We start from the raw sequence: 21,924 nt of genomic DNA, 5'->3' as shown, positions 1-21,924 counted from the left end.
GGAGAACGGGGACAGATACCCTCACCCCGACCCTCTCCCGAGGGGAGAGGGGATATCGGTCACATTCCTGAAAGGGATTAGAGCCCGGCCACCTTGGCGGAGCTGGCCACCGAGTAGGCGAAGGCCAGCTCCTGCTGCGAGCGGGGTGGGGCGGCCAGCTCGAAGCGCACGATGCCGTCCTCGCTCACCTTCGCGGGGGCGGGCTTCGTCTGCTCCTGCAGCAGCTTCACTTCCACGGCCTCCACCTCGGAGACGGGCATGCGCTCCTCGAGCACCACCTTCTCCGCGCGGGGGCCGGTGTTGGAGAGGAACAGCTTCACCTGGTGCGTCCGCGTGCGCTTGCCGGTGAGGCGCTGGGTGTCCTGCTTCGAGTCCACCAGCCGCGCGATGCGCAGTGTGTCCTCGCTGCCGAAGCCCAGCTTGAGCTTCTCGCCCACTCCGGTGAACTTGAGCTGCGAGCGGCCCACGTAGCCACTCGAGCGCACCAGATCCACCGGGCCGGCCAGCAGCACCGCCGGGCCCCGGTTGTCGAAGCGCGCCACCCGATGCACCAGCGGCGAGTGCTCGGGGTAGCCGATGAGTTCGGACGCCGCCGGGGCGCTGAACTGGAACAGCGGCACACGGTGCGGCGCTCCGTCGCTGGGCACCGTCACCCGGTGGGTTGCCCGGAGCGTCAGGGCCTCTCCGCCGTCGTCCAGGCCCGGCATGGACTCCACCTTGCTGGCGCCTCCCTCGCCGGTGGTCTGGATGACCTCCTCACGGATGCTCACCTCCACCGTGTGCTTCTCCTGCTCGCTCTTGTCGCGCAGCCGCAGCCAGTCCTCCACCAGCCGCGGCGGCGAGGCGCCCAGCGTCGGCCGCGCCGTGGAGAACAGCAGCTCCACGTCCTTCCACTCCTCCTCCGTGCGCTGCCACACCACGGCCTCACACTCGAGCGTCACCGCCTCACCGCCCTCGGCCGGAGCCAGGGTGGCCCGGTACGCCGGCCGCCACACCGCGCAGGGCACCAGGTAGGTCACGCGCAGGGACACCGTCCCGCCCGCCGGGTGGTTCGCCTCCAGCTCCGCCGATGTGACGAGCTGCTGCTCCGGCTGCTCACTCTGGACGAGCGCCGCCCGGGCCTCCGCCAGCCGCCGTGACGTCTCCTCCACGTGGCCATGTGCCTTCTGGAGCGCGTCCTCGACGGAGGCCGTTTCCTTGCGCACCGTCGCGAGCTGCTCGTGCCAGGACTCTGGTTTGGCACGGCCGGCGCCCGACAGCTCGGCGATGGCCCGCAACACGTCCTCGCGGGCCACGTTCACCACCTCCATCCGGGCCCGCAGCCGCTGCACGTCCACCTGTGCGCGTTTCCACTCGGCCTCCAGGTCCTCCACGCGGCGGCGCAGCTCCGTCCACTGCGCCCGCGCGCTCTCGCCGCGAGGCTTCTCCTTCCACATGCGGCTCACGCGCGCCTGCGCCACCGTGCCTCCCGTGAGCTGGGCCTGAAGCGACCGGTCCACCGCGAGCGGCGAGAGCCCCTCCACGCGCAGCCGCTGCGGTCCGGCGGGAAGCACCACGTCCGCGCGGCGCTCCACCAGCGCACGATCCTCGAGGAGGGTCACCTTGACGATGGGGAGATGGATGGGGTTGCTCATCACGTCCTCCGGTTGCCGCCCACGAGCATCTTGCTCGAGGGAATCCGTACGGCCCACGTCGCGTTCAGCGTCTGCGCTTCACCCGGCTGCAGCGTGACCTTCCACGCCCGCTCGCCCTCCACGGGCGTCTCTCCGGGCAGCAGCGCGCGCTTGCTCCAGGCGGGCCGCACCTCGGCCTCGTCCACCTTGATGTCCTTCTCCGACGCGGAGGGCACCGCGGGCACCCGCTCCAGCACCTCCACGGTGACACGCTGTGAGGTCCGGTTGGCCAGCTCGACGCGGACGTGGTGGGTGAGCATGTTGGAGCCGCCGAATACGCCGCCGGAGGCCTCGTCGAAGCGCGTGTTGCGCGACACCTTGATGGACTCCTCGACGCCCAGCCCCAGTCGCTGCGTGGCACCGGGGGAGAGCGTGGGCAGGGGAGACGTCATCAGGAACTCGTCGCCGAGGGTGATGTCCACCGGGCCGGCGAGCAATGCGTGGGGCGTGCGGTTCTCCACCTTCACGGTGCGGAAGGCGCGCGGCTCCATCGAGGGCACGCAGATGTACTCGGCGCTCAGTCCCACGGGGGCGGAGAAGACGGGCACGGTGTGCCACACGCCGTCCGAGGGCACGTCGGCGCGCGTCTCCACGTCGAAGCGGTAGTCGAAGTGCGGCGTGGACTGGCGTGGCGGCACGGACCAGGCCGGGGGCGCCGCGTGGTGCACGGAGGCCGCCGTCTGCTCGTACAGGGCCACGAGCGTGAAGACGTCCACGCGCACGTGCACTCCCAGCAGCATCAACAGCTCCCGGGACTTGTCCTCGGATTGGGGCTGCAACCGTCCGCGCTGTCCGGGTTGTTCCACGCCCGCCAGCTCCAGGCTGCCGTAGTCGAGCAGATCCACCGCCGGCTCCAGGCCGGTGGGACGGGCGGGAGTGTCCGCCGGGCCGCCACCGCCACCGCCACCCAGGGTGTCCAGATCCTGTGAGGCGTAACCGTACCCGTCCGTGTCCTCGAGCTCCTCGGGAGCCGCCTCCTTCATCATCTCCATGGGCGCTTCATCGGCGACCACACGGCGCTTCATGAGGCTCGAGCTCGCCTTCTTCGGGGCCGCGGGCGCTCCTCCGGGGGCTGGTGCCCGGGGCGGGGGAGGGGGGCCTCCCGCGCGGAAGGAGCCAGTGGCGGCTCCGGCTACCTGCATGGGGGGAGGCGCCGACACGGAAGGCATGGCATGGGATGCGCGCATCGGCTTGGGGAGAGAGGGTGAAGCCGCGGCCTCCTCCATGAGCACCGCGCCTTGAGGCATGGGCGCCTCGGCGTACACGGGCTCGGGCGCCCTGCGCTCCAGTCTGGGCTCGGGACGCGGAGGCATCAGGGGCCGGGCGGTGTCGTAGCCAACGAACAGCTCGTCGAGCCCTGGGGGCGGTTCTCGCCAGCCCGAGCGGGCCGGAGGCGGCTGGCGCCGGCCGATGCGCAGGGCCTTCAGTTCTGGTACATCGGCGCGCCGCTCCAGGTTCGCGGTGGAGAGGGCCAGCCGCACGTTGCTCCAGTCCTCACCGGTGCGCTGGATGATGGAGGCGCGCATGCGCAGCGTGCCTCCGTCGAGCGTCTGGGGCATCCGCAGGTCGTAGCCTGGTACCCAGCGGGCACCGTACACCGCGTACTCGAGCGCGAGCTGCGCGGCTTCGTCCGCGGGGCCCACCTCGGAGAGGGTGATGATGGCCGCCCGGTAGAGCTGGGCACGCTGGCCGCGCACCGCGGACGAGCCCTCCTCCAGCCGCCGCTGACGCAACTCCACCTCTTCAGTTGCGTCGCGCTGCTGGCGCTCCAGTTCGAGCTGCCGGGCGTTCAGGGAGGCGAGCTCCGAATCGAGGAAGCCCGCGAGCGAGAGGATGGCGGTGAGGGCGGACTCACGCGGCTCGTGAGGCTCGTCCTTCTTCCGGGGCGGGAAGGAGGGCTTGAGCTTCTGGAGGGTGGCGACCTCCTGCCGCACCCGCACCAGCTCGGAGGAGACGGTGTTGAGCCTCTCCCTGGCTTCCTCCAGGGCGCGCTGTTCGGCGGGGAGGTCCGTCTCCGGCGGCAGCCGCACATCGTAGACGGGGCGGATGTCCCGCACGCGGAGCCCCTGAGGGCCCTTCAGCACGGCGGCCCGGAGCGAGCCGGTGCGCAGCCCGAGCGGCAGGCTCTCGATGCGCACCTGATTGGGAAGCCGGCCGTTGTTGGACGGCACCGCGGCCAGGCGCGTGCAGAGCGCGCCCTCGGCGTGCACGGTGACGGCATCCAGCGTGGACGGTACGACGACCATCGAAGCCCCCTGGGTCGAGATTGCACGCGGAGGCTAGCCGGGATGCAGAGGGAGCGCGAGCCCTGGTGAGGTAGGGGAGGAGAATGGGAGCGGCGTGGCACGTGTGCTTGATACGCTCCACTCAAATGGCCGGTGAAGAATCCGAGCAGCTGGTCAAGGTCTTCTTCGAACTCGAGCAGGATGAGGATGGCTATCCGCCTGTCACGTGCGAAAGCATGTGGGCCACACCTGTTGGCAATGGGCTCTACCGCTTGGGCAACATCCCCTTCTTCGCGAGTGGAGTCGCCTATGAGGATGTTGTCTCGGCGGTCCGTCGTGACGATGGCACGCGGGGCTTTGTCGAGGTTGTTCGCCCCTCCGGGCACAGCACCTTGCGCGTCATCGTCTACGAAGCCTCGGAGGTTCCGGCTCTGCGCCAGGAACTGGAGGCGCTCGGGTGTGACACCGAACTGAGCCACATTCCCAACCTGATGGCTGTCGATGTCCCTCCGGCCGTCCCCCTGGATTCAGTGAGGAGCCTGCTCGAGACAGGGACTGCCTCCGAGCGCTGGGAGTACGAGGAGGCGTGCCTTGGGCGTTGATGGCACGCCGGGCCATCACTGCTTCAGCACTCCGAGCGCCTCGAGCCGGTCGAAGAGCTCTTCCCGGCGTGGGCGTGGGGGAGGGTGGTCCGCCAGGAAGGACTCGATGGTCCGTACCTCATCGAAGCGGTAGGTGAAGCCGGTGGCCTCCTTGAAGGCCCTCGCGTCCACCACGATGGGGTACTGCAGGTGGTAGAGCGCCCCGGGCGGCAGCTTCGGCAGTCCGAATCGGCCGATGAGCTGACGCAACACCATCATCGGCAGTGGCACGGGCTGGCGTTGAGCCTCCCGGATGATGACGGACAGCGGCAGCGGCTGCGGACCCGCCACGTTGTACACACCGCGCACCCGCTTCTCCACCGCGAGCGCGATGGCCGACGCCACGTCGTCCTCGTGCAGGAACTGGAAGAGCGGATCATACCCCGCCACCATGGGCACCCGCCGGCCGCGCAGGAACGTGGCCAGCGTGCCCTGCGCCGACGGCCCCAGCGAGTAGCACACGCGCAGCACCGACGTGGTCAGCTCCGGGTAACGCCACAGCGCCGTCGAGGCGTACAGGTCCGCGGCCACCAGGTCCGCCAGCTCCGGGAAGGAGGCCAGCTCCTTCGGCGGCTCGTCCTCCGTGTGGTACAGCACCGAGTCCGGCGCCGCACCGTAGAACGTGTGCCGGCCCACGAAGACGGCGTGCTTCACCCCGTAGGTCCGGCAGTGCTCGAACACCACGCGCGTGCCGCCGAGGTTGATGCGGTGGCGCTCCTCGCCCTGCACGCGCAGCGACGTCACCGTGGCCATGTGCACCACCACCTCGGGCCGCCGCGTCCGGAACACGTCCTCGGCGGGCCGCTTGCGCAGGTCCACGTCGTGCACCTCGATGTCCGCCGGCGCGTCCTCCCACGGCCGCGTGTCGATGCCGGACACCGTGTGTCCCTTGTCCCTCAATTGCAGCGCCACGCGCCGGGCCACCGCTCCGCCAATCCCCAGGATGAGGACCCTCATGACGCCACGCCCTTCCAGCGCTCGTGACGGCGCCGCTCGATGATGCCCGCGATGCGTTCCTTCACCTGCTCCACGTACCCCTGGATGACCGTGTCCTCCTCGTTGCCCGTGCCCTCGAACACCATGGGCTCGCCATAGTGGATCTCCAGTGGCACGGGAAGCGGCAGCGGCAGCACGTACGGAGTGACGGGCACGTAGGGCATTCCGAGCGCCCTGCCCAGCCCGTAGAGGTTGGCCACCGTGGGAATGGCCGCCCCGCCTCCCAGGAAGCCGAAGGGGATGATGGGCGTGCGCGTCTTGAGCGCCAGGCGCATGAAGCCCGTGCCGAAATCCACCAGGTCATAGCGCTGCGGGTAGAGCTTCGCGGTGCCGCGCGCGCCCTCGGGGAAGATCATCAGCAGCCGATCCTCCTCCAGCAGGCGGGCGGCGAGCTCGGGCAGGCCGGGGAACTGGCCGCAGCGGCTGGCCCACGTGGAGGCCACCGGCGTGGCGGCGATGAACTTCTCCGCCATGCCTTGCGCCAGCCGGGGTGGCTCCATCTCCAGGAGGCACGAGGTGACCACCATGGCCCCGTCCACCGCCACCCCGCCCGAGTGGTTGCCCACCACCATGGCCCTGCCGCGCGCCGGGATGTGCTCGATTCCGTGGCAGCGCACCCGGAAGTAGCTCCGGTAGAAGAAGCTCATCATCTCGAAGATGACGCGCAGGTGCCACTTGGACACTCCGTACGGGTCCACTCCGTACGCGTTGAATGGCAACTCCAGCCGCTCCAGCCGCTCCTTCACCGACTCGGATTGCTTCACGCCTTCTCCCCCTCCCGGGATACGCCCCACCATCGTGTCAGATCCCGCCCGCTCCCGGGGGCAAGTGTCGCGGTCCCTCGCACTCCGGGTCCCTATGCCAGGACCCACTTCCCCTCACCTTGAGTTTTTGTTGAAAAGTTAATTTCATTGGAAGTACTAGAAGGTCAGGAATATCAGGCTCTCCCGTTATTTTTAGGAAGCAGGGATTTCCGGAATGGCTGCAAGAGGGAGGGTGGAGATGAAGAAGACGATCCGTTCGATGAGCGCCTGGTTGGTGTTGTTGCTGGCGCTGGCTCTTCCGGCGATGGCCGAGGCCCACGGGTCTCAGGGCGTGAAGGTGGAGCGGAGGGAGTTCCCGGTGCGGCTGGCCAACGGTCAGCGGTACACGGTGGTGGGCTACCTCTACTACCAGGGCAGCCTGAAGAACCGTCCGGTGCAGATCCTCACCCATGGCATCACCTACAACCACGGCTACTGGGACATGCCAGAGGTGGACGGCCAGGACTACTCGTATGCGCGGTACATGGCGCGGCGGAACTACGCGGTGCTCGCGTTGGACCTGCCGGGCACGGGCGAGAGCGACAAGCTGGATGGGGACGCGCTGAACCTGGCGGAGTCGGCGAGCGCCCTTCACCAGGTGGCGCGGCACCTCCGGGCCACGGCGGCGAAGAACACCTTCGAGACGCTCATCTACGTGGGGCACTCCAACGGGGCGCTCATCGCCACCTTCGCGCAGGCACAGTACGGCGATGCGCAGGCGCTGGTGAACACGGGCTGGCTGAACACCGCGCACGAGGTGCCGGTGGAGCAGAGCGTGCTCCTGGGCTTCCTCGAGCAGGGCCCCTACATCCACATCCCCAGCGAGATGCGCAGCGCGCTCTTCTATGACCCGGCGCACTCCAACCCGGAGCTGATCGCCTACGACAACGAGACGGCGGACGCCGTGACGCGCGGCCAGTACCTGGACCTGCTGACCATGCTGGGCTCGCCGGCGTCCATTCCGACGGCGGACATCCGGGTGCCGGTGATGGTGCAACTGGGGGAGAACGACCTGGTGGCGTCGGCCTCCTACGCCAGGGCCGAGGCGAGGATGTACCCGCGCTCCCGCCTGGTGTGGGTGGACACGCTGGACAACACCGGGCACGTCTTCAACGGCCACTACGGCAAGGAGCGGGGCTGGGCGGCCATCGACCTGTGGCTGCGCCTGGTGGTTCGCTGAGGCCCGGGACGCGCTCCGAGGCTCAGGACGCGGAGGTGAGCTCGCCCAGGATGCGCGCCACCTCCGTCGCGGCGGCCTCGGGACGCAGGCTGGTGTCGGAGATGCCGGCCACCACGCGGGTGATGTTGTGGTCCACCGTGCCCGGCCGGGCCCAGACGCCGGCAGGAGGCGCGGTGACGTAGGCGGAGAAGCTGTGGTGCCCGGAGCCGGGGCGCTCGCCGACGACGTGGATGAGGGCACGAGGCCCGTCCGCCGCCGCGTCCGCGAAGAGAATCTCCCCCGCGCGGTAGCCGGCCCGCACGCGCCCCAGGGACAGCACGAGGTGCTCGGGCGCCACCCGGCGGCCAGCGGCCTCGAGCCGGGTGCGCAGCGCGGTGAGGAAGGGCCGCAGGTGGCCCTCGTCCATGAGCGAGCGCGCGTCCAACCCGTCCGAGATGACGAGCTGCACGTCGTACCGGCCCGCATGGCGCGCGCGCAGGGACTCCAGCACGCGCTCGGCGGCGGGCTCGAGCTGCTCGCCGGAGGGCGGGTGGAGGATGTAGTCGCGGCGGGTGGAGGCGCGGGTGCGCAGGGGCACGGCGCCGGGAATCGACGCGATGAAGTCCGGAGTGAGGTCGGACCAGAGGCCGGCCTTCGCGTCGTCGTAGAGGCGGCGCAGCTCGGCGTCCAGCGAGGGCTCCAGGTCCCACGGGTGCTCGCCATGGCCCACGGCGAGCGGCACGCCGCGGGCGCGCACCTCGGCCATCTGCCGCGCGGCCTCGGCGAGCACGTCCGCGTCCGGGCGCGTGTCGCCCTTGTGGCGGCGGTACTGGAGGTACACCCAGGCGGGGTCCCCGAAGTGCCCGGTGGGGCGGCCCTCCGCGTCGATGACGCCCAGCTTCTGGAAGAAGGCCCACATCCGGTCATCCACCTTGTAGCCGAACCGCTCGCGCAGGCGGACGTGGTCCTGGAAGCCCGTGGTCAGGTAGCTGAGCATGGGATCATTCCGGGTGGGCAGCGCCATGAGGTAGCCCGGGTTGGCCGGCATGAGCTGCTCCAGGCACCACCCCAGGTCGTCCAGCGACACGTCCATGTGCAGCGTGGAGCAGACGTCCAGGCCGATCGTCAGGCCGTGCAGCTTGCCCATGACGATGTCCTCGAGGCAGCAGCGCACGAGCTGCTCCCGGGTGCGGAACACCTCGGGGCCGATGAAGCCGGCCACGTCGTTGACGATGACATGCGGAGCGGGCTCGCGGCCGGCGCGGGCCTGCGCGGCGGCGATGCGCTGGGTGAGGGCGCGCGAGAAGCCGTACTTGCGCGACTCGTGCACCACCATGTCCACCCCGGCGGCATGGCCGTTGGTGGCGTCGGCGCCCTGGCCCGTCTCGAAGTACATGCCCCAGCGCCCGGTGCGCGCCGCGGCGTGTGTCTCCATCTTCTCCAGGGTGACGTCGAAGGTGCGGTTGGCGGCCTCGGTGCTGCCCAGGCTCTGGAACCAGATGCCGGTGGTGCCCGGCTGCATGGCCTCCACCACCGCCTGCACGTCCACGTGCGCCAGCACGCAGTGGGGCATCACGTCCCTCAGCCCGAACGTCACGAGGATGTCGTGCAGGGCGGACTCCACGGCGGCCACGGACTCGGGCGCCGAGGACACCGGGTTGGTGCCGAGCACCACGTCTCCCAGGGCGAAGCTCCAGCCGTTGAAGACCTGCCAGCGGATGTCCTCCGGGTGGTCCGTGGGCGAGTTGGGCTGGATGCGCGCGCCCAGGTAGCCCCTGGCGCCCACCTTGCTACCGGGGAGCGGATTGAAGACCTCGCGCCCCACGGCGGCGAGCTCCTCGTTGCTCATCAGCTTCACCACGCAGCCGATGACGTCGCTGCTCAGCCCGCCCTTGAGCTCGTGGATGTCCTCCTCGCTCGCGGAGAGCAGGAAGGCCTTGAGCTCGCCGAGCGTCCAGCCCGCGGTGCGTGCCTGGGCCTTCGCGTCGAGCGCTCCCTGCATGTACGTGTAGAGCCGCTCCGTGTGGAGCCGCTCCTGGATGAGCGGATACGCGTCCAGGTCGCCGATGCGCGTGCGCGCGAGCAGCTCCCGGGCGTTGCGGCGGGATTCCTCGTCGGCCGCGGCGACGCCGATGGCCGCGTCCCCCTCCTTGAACTCGTTCGCCGCGCCCACCACCTGCTGGTACAGCCGGGGCTCGAAGGCGCCGTGCACGCGCCGCACGTAGGCGAACACGTCCTCGCCGGGGAGGAGGCTGGGGATGGAGACGCGGGCCGGGGCGCTCTCGTGGGAACGAGCGGCCTCGGCGCTGGCGCCGGGGAGTGGGGCTGCGGGAAGCGGCTCGGAGCGCTCCTCGCGGGGCTGCGTCAGGCTTTCGGCCATGGCGAACTCACCTCGGGGGAAAGAGGCTAGTGCCGCCCCGGCCGGGTGTCACGGGGGGCCCCCTCCAACGCGGAGCACCCCCCGGCAAATTTCAGCGCTTCTCTCCCGCCTGGGCGAGCAGGTGCTCCAGGTAGAAGGCCACCACCACCAGCGAGTGGGTGATGGCCCCACCCAGGATGAGCTGGGGCACCGCCGAGCGGGGGTGCAGCTCCACGGCGATGTCCTCCCCCGCCTCCTGCCTGCCCTCGTGCTGCTTCACGCAGTCGAGCGCCAGGTAGCTGTGGCACACGTTGCTCTGGATGGCGGGATTGGGGTGCACCTGGCCGAGCCTCACCACGCGGCCCGGCACGTACCCCGTCTCCTCCTCCAGCTCGCGCGCGGCGGCCGCCCCGGGATCCTCTCCGGGCTCCACGAGGCCGCCGGGAACCTCCAGCGTCGTCTCCCGGGTGCCGAAGCGGAACTGGCGGATGAGCACGAGCTGATCGTCCTGCGTCACCGCGATGACGTTCACCCAGTCGGCGCTGTCGATGATGACGCGGGGATGCTCGTGGCCCGTGCGCGGATCCGCGACCATGTCCTGGCGGACCTTGAGGACGCGGTAGTCGTACTCCAGGCCCCGGCGCAGGCGGGGCCACGGTTTGATGGAGCTCATCGGCTCAGTTCAACAGCTCGGCGCGCTCGCGCAACTCCCGGGCCGTCAGCTCCAGCCGATCCCGGTCCGGTGCCTCGGGCGACAGCTCCAGGCAGCGCTCCACGTCCTTGAGCGCCGCCCGGTAGGCCCCCAGGTTGGCCAGCAGCGCCGCCCGCGTGCGCAGCTCGCCTGGATGGTTGGGGGCCAGCATCAGCAGCAGGTCCACCACCGCCAGCCCGCGCTCGCTCTCGTCGCGCTCCAGGAACACCCGGCGCAGGTTGGACAGCATCCGGTAGGTGATGAGCTCCACCGGTGCCGGCGCCAGCATGGAGGGGTTGAAGCGCAGCTGCGGCGCCACCCGCTCCAGCAGCTCCTTGCAGCCCTCCTCGGTGAGGATCTCCCCGCCGTGGAACGGGTCCACCACCAGCTTGTGGTCTCCCGCGCTGCAGGCCACCAGGAAGTGCCCGGGGAAGGGCACGCCGTAGAGGGGAATACCCGCGCGCCGCGCCACCTCCAGGTACACCACGGAGAGGGTGATGGGCAGGCCCACCTTCCGCTCCAGCACCTGGTCCAGGAAGCTGTTCTCCGGCGCCTGGTAGTCGTCCTCGTTGCCGCTGAAGCCCTCGATGTCCGCGAGCACGTGGCGCAGCGCGGTGAGGCCGGCGAGCACCTCGCCATGACCGGTGTGCCGCTCCATCTCCAACTGCACCCGGGCCGCCAGCGCGTCCAGCGTGTGCAGGTACGCCGAGGTGTCCAGCTCCGGCCGGTTGAGCGTCGCGATGGCCAATGCCGCCAGATCCAACCGGGGTGGATCGGCCGCGAGCGCGGAAACGAGGCGTTCGCGGGCGACTGACGGGCTCAAGGTCGAGGTGATGCTCACGGCGGGAAGGACTAACCCAGGCAAGAGGGAACGGCAAAGGCAGGCAGGCAGTCAGCTCCCAGGGGGTTCGGGGGGCAACAACCGGCCCTTGAGCTCCGCCCGCATCGCCACCTGGGCGGAGATGAGTCCCGAAAGGAGACCGTCCTCGAACTCGAAAGTCGGGTGTTCCTTGAGTTTCGGGAAGTCATGGGGGTTGCGCAACTCCTCGGGGGTGATGTTGGGCACCACCTCGCGGGCCAGGCGGAGGACCTTGGCCTGCTGCTGGGAAATCATCCGCTCGAAGAGCTTGCCGGAAATCTCCAGCATCTCGAGTCCGCTCTCTTCCGTCATGTGTCTCCTCTCGTCACTGCTGGGCGACGTCCCACTTCACCCGGCGCCAGGTGCGCCGGAAGGACTCTACATCGCCTTGCACGGCATCCCGCTCCTGCTCACGGCCGTCGAGGAACGCAACGAAATCGAGCTGCTGGCCGGGCTGGCCGTACTCGGAGTCGAAGAGGCGGACGATTTCGTTGGCGGGCAGGGTGCGCCGGCCGGCCACGTCCACCAGGCCGATGCGCACGCCCGTCATGTCCTGGGAGGGGGCATAGGACTTGTAGACGAGCTCGGTGCACACGAGGGAGGCGTCGGAGAAGAAGTCGAAGTTGAAGTCATAGGGCCGGCCCTGGAGGTGGAAGGCGCGGGCGATGGCGCGGGCCTTCTCCACCGGGGACAGACGCGGGCGCATGACGCCGAGGTAGTCCACGTGCATGCCGTGCTCGGGGCCGGTGAAGGAGACGCCCTCGCTAATGGACTCGATGATGCGGAGGGCGTCGCCGTGGCTGTCCGGGGCGGTATAGGTGGCCCACTTGGAGGGGTACTCGCGGGCCAGGTGCTGGGCGAGCGTCTGGGGAGCGCCGGGCAGCGTCTTCAGCCAGTCGCGCACGCCGGGGTCGCCATCGAGGAAGGCGGCCCAGTCCTGGGGCGTGCCCACGTAGAGCTCGGCATGGGGCCAGAAGCCGGGAAGGCCGATGTTGGAGAGGTACCAGTTCTGCCGGGCCACCAGGATGTCGCCCGGCTGCAGGTGGGCCAGGAGGGCGAGCGTCTGCTCGCGGCGGATGAGGGGCTGGCCGATGCGCTTCACCCGGGTGTCGCCCATCCACTCGGCCACCGAGCGCTGCACGGGGAAGACAGCGCTGGCGGTGGAGTCCTTGAGCACGTCCGCGCCGGCCTTGGCGAAGAGGGTGAAGCCGCGCTCGAGCAGCTTGCCGCGGGCCGCCTTGGAGTTGAGCCGCGTCTCCTGGATGAGCCACACGGCGCGGCGCACGTTGAGGATGCCCGTCTTCTTCAGCAGGGGCCGGAGCTGCTCGGCGTAGGTGTCACCCGTCAGGAGCTGGGTGGTGGTGGAGACGTGGATGGCCTTCTCCTTGAAGCGGGCGAAGGTGCCGGCGGGCAGGCCGTACTCCTCGGCGGACTCGTCCAGGAGCACCTCGAGCTGCTTGCGGCCGTTGGTGAGCTCCGCGTACGTGAGTCCGTGGGCCAGCTCGGTGGTGAGCGCGCCGTGGGTGAGCAGGAAGCCCCAGGCGTGCTTCGTCTGCCGGGTGGGGGCCGGCTGCTTGACGAAGTCCCAGTAACGCTGGCGGATGAGCTCGAGCGAGGCGAAGTAATCGGAGAAGGCCGCCCAGGTGGTGAGCAGGGTGCGCTTCTCGTCCGGCGAGTAGGGGACGTCCTGCTTGCGGTCGTAGAGGCCGCGCGTCTTGGAGATCTGCGCTTGCAGGGCGCGAAGACCCTGGGCGTAGCGCTCGATGGCCTCGAGGTCCCGGAGCGCCTGGTCCACGAAGGCGCCGTCATCGAGCGAGTAGACGCTCGTTGCGTCGGAGGAAGGAGTCTCGGGTGTCTGGGGAGCGGGCGAGGGAGCGGCGGAAGGCGGGGAGAGCGCCAGCCAGGTGACGAGCAGGGGAGTGAGGAGCATCGGGAGTCCCGGAGGAGTTCTGGGGAGCGGCAGTCTACCCTGGCCCTGGCCGGAAGGCCGCCCGGGAGGCATGGACGAAGGGGCGATGCCGAGGTGGCCCGCCGGACATTCCATCCACACGTTGAAGCCGAGGCCCGGGAGTGGAGAGGGAAGCCCGGGCGGAAAGGCACAGGACACGAGATGGCATTCGGATTTGCGGAGAACCCGGCACTCTCCATCACGCCCCACCTGGACTCCGTGGACTACCCGGCCACGCGCGAGCAGATTGTCATGGCCGCGGCGGACAACGGTGCGTACGTGGACATCATCAACGTCCTCAAGTCGCTGCCACGGGAGGAGTACCAGTCTCGCGAAGAGGCGATGCGAGACCTGGCGGAGGCGGCGCGGCGTTTCGCGAGCGGCGGCCTGCGCGATGATGATGGGGTGGATCGGGATCGGCGCAACATCGGCCGGGACCTGGTGGAGAACGCCCCGGATGGGAACTCGCGGCATCCGTAGTCACGGGGGATGACAGAGGCAGTCGAGGCGCTCGCGGGCGCCGGCCAGCAGCGGCCGGACCTCGCGGGCGCTGTGGTTTTCCGGGGCGCGGTGGCTTCTCACGCGGTCCGCTGTGTAGGCTCCGAGTTCCTTTGGACTCAGGGGGCCAGGGCGATGAACCGTGTGCGCGTGGAGGATTACGACGCCTGTAAGGCCGCCTGTGAGGAGGAGATGGCGAGGGTGAGAAGGAGCCGGGAATGACGTGGCGAGCCCGGCTTGCCGTCCTGCTGGCGTTTTCATTGGCAATCCCATTGATGTGGGCGCTGAACGAGCTGCTGCTGGGAGGCCTGAAGACGTCTGAAACGCGCGAGGATGGCAGCAGGATGGTTCCAATCCTCGCGCCAGACGAGGCGAGACGGCTGCTCACGTTTGAAAAGCCGTGCAGCGCAGATGCGGATTGCGATGCTCCCCTCGTCTGCCTCCGAGGCAAATTGATGTGGAAGGCGGCCTGCGTGGCCAGTCAATGTGAGACGGATGCGGATTGCAGCGAAGGACTCTCCTGCTACTCCATCCGTACAGGTGAACGCGTGGTCCGCAGGTGTGGGGCCCCAGGCAAGGCGACAGAGGGGATGTTTTGCGTGGAGTTGCCCCTCAAACCGGAAATGGGGTGCGCGCCGGGTCTGATGTGTACTGGCAAGAGATGCCGCCGCACCTGCCGGCTCCAGGAGGCCCAGGACTGTCCCAGTGGGTATTTCTGTAGTGCCGCGGATGCGAAGGGACCCGTGTGTCTGCCGACCTGCGAGGGGCAATCTTGTCCGGCGGGACAACGGTGCGTGTCGCTGCCGCACGGAGCCTCCGTGTGCGCGCGGGTCCATGGCACGGATTGCCAGCTCAACCCGTGCCCGGCGGAGCAGGTGTGTGACGTCTCGGCCCAAGAGCTGAAAAGTGATGTATGGATGAAATGCGCGCTTCCGTGTGGCGAACAGGGGCCCTCGTGCCCCGAGGGGTACTCGTGCATGAGCGAGCGCTGCCACCAACAATGCAGCTCGGACGCTCCAGGCACCTGCGGGCCGAGGGAGAAGTGCGTGGGATTCTCCGAGGGCCAGCCTGGGTTTTGTGTCATCGATTCCAGCAAGTGAGACGTGCCCGGTTTCAGGTCGTCCGGGCCGCTGCAACACCGTCTCGAAGCGCGGGTCGTTGAGCACCACACTGCCCGGGCTCTTGTCCACCCGCGCTGGGTCTACCTTGTGTCTCGGAGGCTTCGGAATGGGAGGAGCCAGGCGCGGCTGTTTTTTCCTGGCATGCGGTGGCTTTTCTCGAGGTTGGCCATGTAGGCTCCGAGTTCGTTCGGACTCGAGGGGCCAGGGTGATGAACCGCGTATACGTGGTGGCATGGACGCTGGTGCTGATGCTTGGGACAGGTTGTCCCGTGGGTGGTGAGGCGGGAGTGCTGCGCCAGGCCATGCTCAAGGACCTGATCGAGGAGATGGCCCATGACAACTGTCCGGAGGAGGAACTCCAAGCCGCGTGTGGGCCCAGGTTCAAGGAGTGCATGACGGATTGTCTGAGTGAGAGGGAGAAGAGGGGCTGGAAATGAAGTGGCGTACGTGGCTCGCCATTGCATTGGGCCTTCTGCTGCCAGTCCCATTGATGTGGGCCACGAGCAGGCTGATGCTTGGCGGATTGGATGTGCCCGTCGCATACGAGCATGGCAGCAAGTTGGTCCCCATGCTTCCTCCGGACGAAACGAGCCGTTTGCTCACCTTCAAGCGGCCTTGTGAAGGGAATGAAGACTGCGAAGCTCCGCTCGCCTGTCTTCGTGATCAGTTCATGTTGAAGAAGGCCTGTGTGGCGAGTACCTGCGCGAAGGATGCGGACTGCGGCCAGGGCCTCTCCTGCTACTCGATCGCAGCGGGTGAACGCGTGGTGCGGCTCTGTGGTGCGCCAGGTGCGGTCGTGGAAGGGGAGTTTTGTATGGAACTGCCCCGCTTTCGTCGCATGGCGTGTGCGCCGGACCTGGTTTGTACGCACAAGTCTTGCCGCCGTCCTTGCCAACCCGAGACGCCAGGGAGTTGTCCGCAGGGCTATTATTGTCATGCTGCGGATGTGAAGGGCTTCGTGTGTCTGCCGACCTGCGAGGGACGTTCCTGCCCCGAGGGGCAGCGGTGCGTGGCCCTGGCGCATGGCGTATCGATTTGCGCGCGGGTACATGGAACGGATTGCCAACTCAATCCCTGCCCAGCGGGGCAGGTGTGCGATATTGCGGCTCGAGAATCACGGAATGCAGTGAAGATGAGGTGTCTGCTTGAATGTGAGCCCGAGGCAAGCTCATGTCCCAAGGGCTTCTCGTGCCTGAATGGTCACTGCATCCAGCGATGCACCTCGGATGCGCCGGGCGCCTGCGGGCCAATGGAGGAATGCGCCGGTCTACGGGAGGACCACCCCGGGCTGTGTATGCTCGACCTCGACGGGTGATGCGCGTGCGCATCGCCTCATCTTTCTCCCAGTGACACGCGGCGCGCGAAGCGCCGCGGTTCAACGCGCCCGAGCGGAAGCACTCAGCGCCAGTCCGGCGGAGCCAGATCGACACGGGGCACGTAATAGCCCTCGGGCTGTTTTTTCCTGGCATGCGGTGGCTTTTCTCGAGGTTGGCCATGTAGGCTCCGAGTTCGTTCGGACTCGAGGGGCCAGGGTGATGAACCGCGTGCGCGTGACGGCAGGGCTGCTGGTGCTGATGCTTGGGACAGGTTGTCCCGTGGGTGGTGAGGCGGGAGTGCTGCGCCAGGCCATGCTCATGGACCTCGCCAATGAACTGTCTCATGACGGTTGCCAACCCGCGGACATCCAGGAGCGGTGTGGGGACGAGTTATACAATGACTGCATGGCGGCATGCATCGTTAAGATGAACAAGAGGGACCGGAAATGAAGTGGCGCGCCCGGCTTGCTGTCCTGCTGGCGTTTCTGCTCCCGCTCCCACTGATCTGGGTCTTGAGCAAGTTACTGGTCGGTGAGCTGAATGTGCCCGTTGCAAGAAATGAGGCGAGCAGACTCGTCCCCATGCTTCCGCCGGACGAGACGAGCCGATTACTCACCTTCGCGAGGTCTTGTACGGGGAATGAGGATTGCGAGGCTCCGCTCGTCTGCCTTCGCCAATTGAAGTGGAAGATGGCCTGTGTGGCGAGCACCTGTGTGACGGATGCGGACTGTCGCAGTGGCCTTTCCTGCTATTCCATCGCAGCGGGTGAACGCGTAGTGCGCATGTGTGGCGCACCAGGCGAAGTCGCGGAGGGGGAGTTCTGCACGGAGCTCCCTCGTGAACGGAGCTGGGCATGCGCTCCGGGCCTGGTGTGTACCCAGATGAGATGCCGCCGCCCCTGTCCGCCGCAGGAGCCCCAGGGCTGTCCCGCTGGCTATTTCTGTAGTGCCGCGGATGTGAAGGGGCCCGTGTGTCTGCCGACCTGCGAGGGACGGACCTGTGCCGGGGGTGAACGATGCGTGGCGCTGAACCATGGCGTTTCAGTGTGCGCGCGGGTGCATGGAACGGATTGCCAGCTCAATCCCTGCCCAGCGGGTCAGGTATGCGACGTCTCGGCCGGGAAGGCGCATGGGCAGGTGTGGATGAAGTGCGCGCTTCCTTGTGGCAAGCAGGGACCTTCATGCCCCGAGAGCTTGTCGTGTATCGGGGGGAGATGCCGTCAGCGCTGCACCTCGGATGCACCTGGCTCGTGCGGTCCGAGGGAGGTGTGCGCGGGATTCTCGGAGCGCGCCCCAGGCGTGTGTATCTTCGACCTCGAGCCATGAAGTGCCCGGCGCCCGATGCAGTGGGGCTGCTCGCACGTGCTCGGTCTGACCATTGGGGTGGACTCGTCTGGCTTGCGGCCTCTATGGTTCACGGCTCCAAGGGGTTTTGCCGGGAGTGGTCCGATGAATCGCGCGTACCTGGTGGCATGGGGATTGTTGGTGGCGCTGGAGACAGGGTGCCCGGTGGGGGAGATGCGGGAGTCCTTCATCAAGCCCTCCTCAAGGACGAGATCAACAGACTAGCCCGTGGCCGTTGCCGCCCTGCGGACGTCGATGTCGTGTGTGGGCCTGACGACTACGATGACTGCATGGAGGCCTGCAGGCAGGAGATGGAGAAGAGAGGCGGGAAGTGAAGTGGCGGGCGTGGCTTGCCGTTGGGTCGGGCCTTGTGCTGCTGGTCCCGTTGATGTGGGTTTTGAACAGGCTGTTGCTGGTCGGCTCGGATGGGGCCGCTGTCGCGCACAAGCAGGGGAGCAGACTTGTCCCCATGCTCCCTCCAGACGAGACAAGACGGTTGCTCACCTTTGAGCGGTCCTGCGAAAGGAATGAGGACTGCGACGCTCCGCTCGTCTGCCTGCGCGGCCAGCTCATGCTGGATCATGCGTGTGTGGCGAGCACCTGTGCGACAGACGCGGACTGCAGCCAGGGCCTTTCCTGCTACTCCATCGCAGCGGGTGACCGCGTGGTGCGCCTTTGTGGTGCCCCCGGTGAGGAGGCGGAGGGGAAGTTGTGCATGGAATTGCCCATCTCCCGGAGCATGGCGTGCGCGCCAGGACTGGTGTGTACCCACAGGAAGTGCCGTCGCCCCTGCCAGCTTCAGGATCCTCGGAGTTGTCCGGAGGGCCAATACTGTCATGCCGCGGATGCGAAGGGCTCCGTATGTCTGCCGACGTGTGAGGGGCGCTCCTGCCCCGATGGGCAGCGATGCGTGGCATTGAAGCATGGCGTATCGATTTGCGCACGGGTGCAAGGGCCGGACTGCCAGCTCGACCCCTGCCCGGTGGGTCAAAAATGCGAAGTCTCGGCTCGAGCGTCACGAAATGAGGTGCGGATGCAGTGTCTGCTTACCTGCGATTCCCAGTCGCAATCGTGCCCCGATGGCTTTTCGTGCATCGGAGACCGCTGCGCCCGACAATGCAACTCAGACGCACCGGGCGCCTGCGGACCAGGTGAGAAATGTGTGGGATTCTCCGAGAGCGAACCCGGGTTTTGTAGGGTGGACTTCGGCAAGTGAGCAGCTCTCGGATTCATGTGTCCCTTCCGGAGACACGCGGCGCGCGGAGCGCCGCTGCCTCGGTACGGGCCCGGTCGCTCAGCGCCAGTCCGGCGGGGCCATGCTGACGCGGGGCACGTAGTATCCCTCGGGCCCCTGCAACACCGTCTCGAAGCGCGGGTCGTTGAGCACCACGCTGCCCGGGCTCTTGTCCACCCGCGCCGGGTCCACCTTGGCGCCATGCATGGGGAACTTCGCGTACGTTGGAATGCCGTACTGGTGCTTGCCATCCAGGGCCACGCCACAGATGGGATACATGGTGCCGTCCGACAGATAGAGCCTGTCGAACTGGATGTAGACACGCTGGGGCGTCGTCACCACCTCGCCGGTGATCTTCAGGTACAGCTCCTGGCCGTTCATCTCCACGAACATGGATGCGGTGATGGGGCCCGGCTTGAGGTTGAGGGCACCTCCATCCTCGATGGATTCATCCGACACGGGAGTGCCCGATTCCGGTTCGATGAAGGAGCCCTGCTCGTCGGGTTTGATGCCCAGCTTGACCGGGGTGGCACGGGCCTCGGGAGAGCAACTCGCCAGGTATCCGATGGGGTCGGGCCGCACGGGAGTGGTGGCGCACCCGAGCATCTGTGCGGTGGCCGCTCCCAACAGGCTGGTGAGCAGCGCGCACCTGCGTGAGCCCGCCACAGGCGGCGTGGAAGAGGTATCGGGTGCTTCGGTGGCAAGAGGCGGCATGGGAGATGTTCCTTTCTCGGAATGCGCCGGATTGACCGGTGCGGTGGGCTCCGCGCGGAGCAGCATCCACCCTATCCCGAGCACTCCCATTCCGAGGGCCAGCGCGGCCAGGCGCCGCAGCCACCTTCCCGTCCACCCCGCGTGCTCGGGCGGAGGGTTCTCCGGAGGAGGGGCGGAGGGCTCCGGTTCCGTGGGTTCCTCTCGTGGCTCCTCCAGCAGGTCCACATCCGGAAACAGCTCCCGCACCCGCGTGCACTCGGCGGGGCGCTGTGCCGGAGCCTGCCAGGACGCGGTGTGTCCCTCTTCCCCGAGCAGCCGCTCCAACTCCTCGCGGACCACCCGGGCGCTCGGAGGACGTTGGGCGGGTTCCTTCGCCAGCAGCCGCAGGGTCAGCCCGCATAACGACTCAGGGGCACCGGGCGCGAGCCGTCCGGGCTCCAACGGCGGCGTGGAGGCGATGGCCGCCAGCAAATGCTCCAGTGGCACCCGCGTGCTGAAGGGACGGCAGTTGGTGAGTGTTTCGTACAGCAGTACGCCCACGGCATACAGATCCGCCGCGGGGCGGGCCTCCAGCCGGGCGTCCCGGGGCGGGTCCGACGAGAGCAGGGACGCCAGGAAGAGGACGGCCTCGGGTGGTTGGCAATGGAGCGTTCCCGGCGCGAGCCCATCTGTCAGGACGAGCGCACAGGGCAGGTGCACCGTACCGAAGTCGATGAGGAAGGGCGCGTCGTCTCCCTCACGCACCAGCAGGTTCTCCGCTTTCACGTCCCGGTGGCATATGCCGCGCTCGTGCAGCACCTCGAGCGACTTCAAGAACTCGCACACCACGCCCACGCTCCTCTGCAACGTGGCGCGTTCGTGCCAGCGCCAGACGTGGAAGGTGCTTCCAGCGACGTAAGGGGTGACGAAATAGGTGTATCCCGTCTCCGGGTCGGGCCACCGGCCCCGCTCGAGCACTGGCAGCAGGTGGGGGTGCTCCAGGTGCTCCAGGGAGGCCACCTCGCGGCGTATCCAGTCGTCGACCCGATCCTCGTCCTCTTTCGAGACGGGCCTGGCCGCCATCTTCAACGAACAACGGTGCCCCTCTCGCTCTACGAGGAAGACGAAGGAGAAACCCCCGACGCCCAACCGGCGCACGATGAGGAAGTCCCGGATGTGATGCCCCGGGCGAAGCTGCTGGGGGTGCAGGGGCGCGTTCATGGGCGCACCCGTACTTCTTCGAGGGGGAGTGGCTGGAAGGGCCCAGGCGAGTCCTCTCCGTCCAGAGCCAGATCCAGCCGCGAGGCTCCTTCCGGGAGGACACCACTCAGGATGTGGCGCTGACGTATCGCCCCCGTTTCTCCAGAGAACAGGTGGGCGGGCCACTCCAGGAGGACGCCGTCCGCGAGTGTCGCCCGCAGACGTGCCTGGATCAGCTTCCACGGGGAGGAGCCCTTCTTGCAGCTGCGCAGGGCCACGGTGGCGAAGAAGCGCCGCTCCATCCAGAGCACGGACTCGGCCTCTCCCCGCGACGCTCGCGGCTGAAGGTTCACCGTCCTCTGGGGGACGGCGAGCGTGGCCCGGCCGTCCGCTGTGGACAGCAGGTTCCGAGCCAGCGCCGACAAGGTGGCTTCATCGGCGGAGGGCTCGCCCTTCACCACGCGCACCTGGATATCCACCGCGTCTGGCCGGGTGACGAGCACGAAGCGGAGCGGCTCGGTTCCGGGCCCGGTCTCCACGGAGAGGGGCACCTGCGTCCCCTCGGACAGGTCCGTGATGGGGACGATGATCAGCGAGCCGTCGTCTATCGGCACGAGTTGGAGGCGTTTCTCGTCCTCGGGGAGCGTCACGGCTCCGCGCTTCAGGGGTGCTTCGAACAGGAGGAGCGAGGCCACACCCGCGCGCACCTGTAGCTCCAGCGGCGGCACCTGCCCGGGATGGATGGGGACCACGAGCATTCGCCGACGGATCCACGGCGAGTCCAACCGGGCCTGTGCGGCGGCCGGAACGGAGAGGAGGATGGACAGGACGAGGAGCCAGGAACCAGGGCGCACGCGAGCACTCACAGGGCAGGAGTGCAGGGTAGGGGAGGCGCTTTCCTGGGGGCAAGAAGAAACCCACTTCCGCCGTCGCCCCCATGGAGAGAACTCCCAAGGTCAGGAAGTTCCGGCAGGTCGCTGGTCACGACGTCCTCTCGGTGGGATGACATGCTTGGATGGCATCACTCCAGAGGGAATGGCAGGCCGTCTTCTGAGGACAAAGCACTCGCGAGCCGGGGTGCTTTCTGCCAATGTGCACGGACGTCATGCTCCTCCTTCGTTCGTTCCTCCCTGGAGCCATCCTCCCCAACGCTGCATGCTCCATG

17 protein-coding genes are annotated in these 21,924 nt (G+C 68.1%); 6 read left to right on the top strand and 11 right to left on the bottom strand.

The features are described from left to right. Window positions 1-77: 77 nt before the first annotated feature. The gene (locus Q664_RS34590; protein WP_043405550.1) at window positions 78-1,634 is read right to left on the bottom strand and encodes a DUF4139 domain-containing protein; all 1,557 of its coding nucleotides are present in this window, start codon (window positions 1,632-1,634) and stop codon (window positions 78-80) included. Then, window positions 1,634-3,919: a mucoidy inhibitor MuiA family protein gene (locus Q664_RS34585; protein WP_043405547.1), complete on the bottom strand. Its 2,286-nt coding sequence runs from the start codon at window positions 3,917-3,919 to the stop codon at window positions 1,634-1,636. Before Q664_RS34585 ends, Q664_RS34590 begins: the two co-directional genes overlap by 1 nt. Before the next feature lie 125 nt (window positions 3,920-4,044). Between Q664_RS34585 and Q664_RS34580 the strand changes: the two genes are divergently transcribed. Next, window positions 4,045-4,500: a DUF4265 domain-containing protein gene (locus Q664_RS34580; RefSeq protein WP_043405600.1), complete on the top strand. Its 456-nt coding sequence runs from the start codon at window positions 4,045-4,047 to the stop codon at window positions 4,498-4,500. 15 nt (window positions 4,501-4,515) lie between these two features. Here Q664_RS34580 and Q664_RS34575 read toward each other — a convergent pair whose 3' ends face one another. Then, window positions 4,516-5,496, bottom strand: a complete 981-nt coding sequence (locus Q664_RS34575; RefSeq protein WP_043405543.1) for an SDR family oxidoreductase — start codon at window positions 5,494-5,496, stop codon at window positions 4,516-4,518. After that, window positions 5,493-6,299 carry a lysophospholipid acyltransferase family protein gene (locus tag Q664_RS34570; protein ID WP_043405540.1) on the bottom strand — a complete coding sequence of 269 codons (807 nt, stop codon included), beginning with the start codon at window positions 6,297-6,299 and terminating at the stop codon, window positions 5,493-5,495. The genes Q664_RS34575 and Q664_RS34570 overlap by 4 nt, the downstream gene beginning before the upstream one ends. A gap of 238 nt (window positions 6,300-6,537) precedes the next feature. Here Q664_RS34570 and Q664_RS34565 point away from each other — a divergent pair, with 238 nt between their 5' ends. Beyond that, a complete protein-coding gene (locus Q664_RS34565; RefSeq protein WP_043405597.1) occupies window positions 6,538-7,518 on the top strand; it encodes an alpha/beta hydrolase in 981 nt (326 codons plus the stop codon). 22 nt (window positions 7,519-7,540) lie between these two features. Here Q664_RS34565 and eutB read toward each other — a convergent pair whose 3' ends face one another. The 5 genes from eutB to Q664_RS34540 all read right to left on the bottom strand — a co-directional run bounded on the left by eutB (window position 7,541) and on the right by Q664_RS34540 (window position 13,336). Then, a complete protein-coding gene (gene eutB / locus Q664_RS34560) occupies window positions 7,541-9,877 on the bottom strand; it encodes an ethanolamine ammonia-lyase subunit EutB (protein WP_084610548.1) in 2,337 nt (778 codons plus the stop codon). Window positions 9,878-9,968: 91 nt separating this feature from the next. Next, window positions 9,969-10,529 carry an NUDIX hydrolase gene (locus Q664_RS34555; protein WP_043405537.1) on the bottom strand — a complete coding sequence of 187 codons (561 nt, stop codon included), beginning with the start codon at window positions 10,527-10,529 and terminating at the stop codon, window positions 9,969-9,971. A 4-nt stretch (window positions 10,530-10,533) separates the two neighbouring features. Continuing rightward, complete coding sequence (locus tag Q664_RS34550) at window positions 10,534-11,370, bottom strand: SirB1 family protein (RefSeq protein ID WP_235216986.1); 837 nt, start codon at window positions 11,368-11,370, stop codon at window positions 10,534-10,536. 69 nt (window positions 11,371-11,439) lie between these two features. Then, the gene (locus tag Q664_RS34545) at window positions 11,440-11,718 is read right to left on the bottom strand and encodes a hypothetical protein (RefSeq protein ID WP_043405533.1); all 279 of its coding nucleotides are present in this window, start codon (window positions 11,716-11,718) and stop codon (window positions 11,440-11,442) included. Between the two features lie 13 nt (window positions 11,719-11,731). Beyond that, window positions 11,732-13,336 carry a YiiX/YebB-like N1pC/P60 family cysteine hydrolase gene (locus tag Q664_RS34540; protein WP_052519029.1) on the bottom strand — a complete coding sequence of 535 codons (1,605 nt, stop codon included), beginning with the start codon at window positions 13,334-13,336 and terminating at the stop codon, window positions 11,732-11,734. A 180-nt stretch (window positions 13,337-13,516) separates the two neighbouring features. On the opposite strand from Q664_RS34540, the gene Q664_RS34535 reads away from it, so the two are divergent. From Q664_RS34535 to Q664_RS59500, 4 genes are all read left to right on the top strand, one after another. Continuing rightward, window positions 13,517-13,834, top strand: a complete 318-nt coding sequence (locus Q664_RS34535) for a DUF2795 domain-containing protein (protein WP_043405530.1) — start codon at window positions 13,517-13,519, stop codon at window positions 13,832-13,834. 9 nt (window positions 13,835-13,843) lie between these two features. Beyond that, window positions 13,844-14,074, top strand: a complete 231-nt coding sequence (locus Q664_RS34530; RefSeq protein WP_043405527.1) for a hypothetical protein — start codon at window positions 13,844-13,846, stop codon at window positions 14,072-14,074. A 1,045-nt stretch (window positions 14,075-15,119) separates the two neighbouring features. Beyond that, window positions 15,120-15,410 carry a hypothetical protein gene (locus Q664_RS34525; protein WP_160174564.1) on the top strand — a complete coding sequence of 97 codons (291 nt, stop codon included), beginning with the start codon at window positions 15,120-15,122 and terminating at the stop codon, window positions 15,408-15,410. A gap of 1,098 nt (window positions 15,411-16,508) precedes the next feature. Beyond that, complete coding sequence (locus Q664_RS59500; protein ID WP_043405521.1) at window positions 16,509-16,739, top strand: hypothetical protein; 231 nt, start codon at window positions 16,509-16,511, stop codon at window positions 16,737-16,739. A 2,187-nt stretch (window positions 16,740-18,926) separates the two neighbouring features. Here Q664_RS59500 and Q664_RS53065 read toward each other — a convergent pair. Together Q664_RS53065 and Q664_RS53060 are read right to left on the bottom strand one after the other, a co-directional pair. Next, window positions 18,927-20,780, bottom strand: coding sequence for a serine/threonine protein kinase (locus Q664_RS53065; RefSeq protein WP_052519028.1), 1,854 nt, complete (start codon window positions 20,778-20,780; stop codon window positions 18,927-18,929). Then, window positions 20,777-21,613 carry a DUF2381 family protein gene (locus Q664_RS53060; RefSeq protein ID WP_160174563.1) on the bottom strand — a complete coding sequence of 279 codons (837 nt, stop codon included), beginning with the start codon at window positions 21,611-21,613 and terminating at the stop codon, window positions 20,777-20,779. Before Q664_RS53060 ends, Q664_RS53065 begins: the two co-directional genes overlap by 4 nt. Between the last annotated feature and the right edge of the window lie 311 nt (window positions 21,614-21,924).

This window comes from Archangium violaceum Cb vi76 (assembly GCF_000733295.1).
Taxonomy (GTDB): Bacteria; Myxococcota; Myxococcia; order Myxococcales; family Myxococcaceae; genus Archangium; species Archangium violaceum.
The sequence above is the reverse complement of the archived record's forward strand: the minus strand, read 5'-3'. Positions and strand labels throughout refer to the sequence as shown.

Bases quoted from the DNA above. Each gene is read 5' to 3' on its own strand.
- Q664_RS34535 (WP_043405530.1), top strand. From the start codon at position 13,517: ATGGCATTCGGATTTGCGGAGAACCCGGCACTCTCCATCACGCCCCAC.
- Q664_RS53065 (WP_052519028.1), bottom strand. From the start codon at position 20,780: ATGAACGCGCCCCTGCACCCCCAGCAGCTTCGCCCGGGGCATCACATC.
- Q664_RS34565 (WP_043405597.1), top strand. From the start codon at position 6,538: ATGAAGAAGACGATCCGTTCGATGAGCGCCTGGTTGGTGTTGTTGCTG.
- Q664_RS34580 (WP_043405600.1), top strand. From the start codon at position 4,045: ATGGCCGGTGAAGAATCCGAGCAGCTGGTCAAGGTCTTCTTCGAACTC.
- Q664_RS34585 (WP_043405547.1), bottom strand. From the start codon at position 3,919: ATGGTCGTCGTACCGTCCACGCTGGATGCCGTCACCGTGCACGCCGAG.
- Q664_RS34530 (WP_043405527.1), top strand. From the start codon at position 13,844: ATGACAGAGGCAGTCGAGGCGCTCGCGGGCGCCGGCCAGCAGCGGCCG.
- Q664_RS34540 (WP_052519029.1), bottom strand. From the start codon at position 13,336: ATGCTCCTCACTCCCCTGCTCGTCACCTGGCTGGCGCTCTCCCCGCCT.
- eutB (WP_084610548.1), bottom strand. From the start codon at position 9,877: ATGGCCGAAAGCCTGACGCAGCCCCGCGAGGAGCGCTCCGAGCCGCTT.
- Q664_RS34575 (WP_043405543.1), bottom strand. From the start codon at position 5,496: ATGAGGGTCCTCATCCTGGGGATTGGCGGAGCGGTGGCCCGGCGCGTG.
- Q664_RS34545 (WP_043405533.1), bottom strand. From the start codon at position 11,718: ATGACGGAAGAGAGCGGACTCGAGATGCTGGAGATTTCCGGCAAGCTC.
- Q664_RS59500 (WP_043405521.1), top strand. From the start codon at position 16,509: ATGAACCGCGTGCGCGTGACGGCAGGGCTGCTGGTGCTGATGCTTGGG.
- Q664_RS34555 (WP_043405537.1), bottom strand. From the start codon at position 10,529: ATGAGCTCCATCAAACCGTGGCCCCGCCTGCGCCGGGGCCTGGAGTAC.
- Q664_RS34590 (WP_043405550.1), bottom strand. From the start codon at position 1,634: ATGAGCAACCCCATCCATCTCCCCATCGTCAAGGTGACCCTCCTCGAG.